General features: G+C 68.5%; 2 protein-coding genes. Both read left to right on the forward strand.

The genetic code is table 11. The features are described from left to right. The coding region (locus tag J2848_RS35790; RefSeq protein ID WP_436232171.1) for a branched-chain amino acid ABC transporter permease at nucleotides 1-462 on the forward strand (462 nt) is incomplete at its 5' end. A 5-nt stretch (nucleotides 463-467) separates the two neighbouring features. Beyond that, the coding region (gene livM / locus J2848_RS35795; RefSeq protein WP_253568877.1) for a high-affinity branched-chain amino acid ABC transporter permease LivM at nucleotides 468-1,759 on the forward strand (1,292 nt) is incomplete at its 3' end.

A 1,759-nucleotide genomic window follows, 5' to 3' on the forward strand; every position in this document is an offset into this window, starting at 1 on the left:
GTCCGGCTCGCCACCATCCTCATCACCCTGGTCCTGATGGTCGGCTTCACCATCCTGATCAACCGCACCTCGCTGGGACGCGCCCAGCGCGCCTGCGAGCAGGACAAGAAGATGGCCGGCCTGCTCGGCGTCAACGTCGACCGCGTCATCTCGCTGACCTTCGTCATGGGCGCCGCACTCGCCGCCGTCGCCGGCATGATGGTGCTGCTGATCTACGGCGTCATCGACTTCTACATCGGCTTCCTGGCCGGGGTGAAAAGCTTCACCGCCGCCGTCCTCGGCGGTGTCGGATCGCTGCCCGGCGCCATGCTCGGCGGCGTGGTCATCGGCCTGATCGAGGCCTTCTGGTCCGGCTATGTCGGCTCCGAATGGAAGGACGTCGCCACCTTCTCCATCCTCGTCCTCGTCCTGATCTTCCGGCCCACCGGCCTGCTCGGCCGGCCCGAGATCGAGAAGGTGTAAGCGCCATGACCCTGCACTCCAACACCCTCTCTGCCGGGAGCGCCAAGACGCGCGGCGTCGACTGGGCCGCCACGATCAAGGACGCCGGGCTGGCCGCCTTCGTCGCCCTGCTGCTCACCGTGCCGCTGGTCGGCCTGCGCACGGTGGACCGCCCCACCGGGCTGGGCATCGAAGCCCGGCCGGAGGAGGTGATCGCCTCCCTCGTCCTCGTCTTCCTCGGCCGCCTCGGGCTCGGGCTGATCCGCCAGGGCCTGGCGCTGCCGGTGCTGGTCCTGGCGCTGGTCTGCGCCGGCATCGGGCTGGTGCTGCCGATGCCGACCCAGGTGCTGCGCCTGGTGCTGGTGCTGGGCGGCGGCGTCATCGCGCTGCGCGCCGCCATGACGGTCGCCACCGGCCGCTCCAAGCTCAGCCAGGCCGAGCGCGACAAGCGCATGGACCGCGTCGCCGCAAAGGTGCAGCACGCCAGCCGCTACATCGGCCCGGTCGCCGTCGCCTTCGCCGCAATCCTGCCGCTGACCCCGCTGGCCGACCGCATGATCCTGGACATCGGCATCCTGCTGCTGACCTACATCATGCTGGGCTGGGGCCTGAATATCGTGGTGGGCCTCGCCGGCCTGCTCGATCTCGGCTATGTCGCCTTCTATGCGGTCGGCGCCTATTCCTACGCGCTGCTCGCCCATTACTTCGGCCTCAGCTTCTGGCTCTGCCTGCCGCTGGCGGGCCTGCTTGCCGCCTGCTCGGGCGTGCTGCTCGGCTTCCCCGTCCTGCGGCTGCGCGGCGACTATTTCGCCATCGTGACCTTGGGCTTCGGCGAGATCATCCGCATCATCCTGGTCAACTGGTACCAGTTCACCGGCGGTCCCAACGGCATCTCCGGCATTCCGCGGCCGAGCTTCTTCGGCATCGCCGACTTCTCCCGCACGCCCTCCGAGGGCATGGCCGCCTTCCACGAGCTGTTCGGGCTGGAGTTCTCGCCGCTCCACCGCATCGTCTTCCTCTACTACCTCATCCTGGCTTTGGCGCTGGTGGTGAACCTGTTCACGCTCAGGGTGCGCAAGCTGCCGCTGGGCCGGGCCTGGGAAGCGCTGCGCGAGGACGACATCGCCTGCGCGTCCTTGGGCATCAACCGCACCAACATGAAGCTGGCGGCCTTTGCGATCGCGGCGATGTTCGGCGGCTTCGCCGGCTCCTTCTTCGCGACGCGCCAGGGCTTCATCAGCCCGGAGAGCTTCACCTTCATCGAGTCGGCGATCATCCTGGCCATCGTGGTGCTGGGCGGCATGGGCAGCCAGATCGG

The organism is Azospirillum lipoferum, assembly GCF_024170005.1.
Lineage (GTDB): Bacteria > Pseudomonadota > Alphaproteobacteria > Azospirillales > Azospirillaceae > Azospirillum > Azospirillum lipoferum.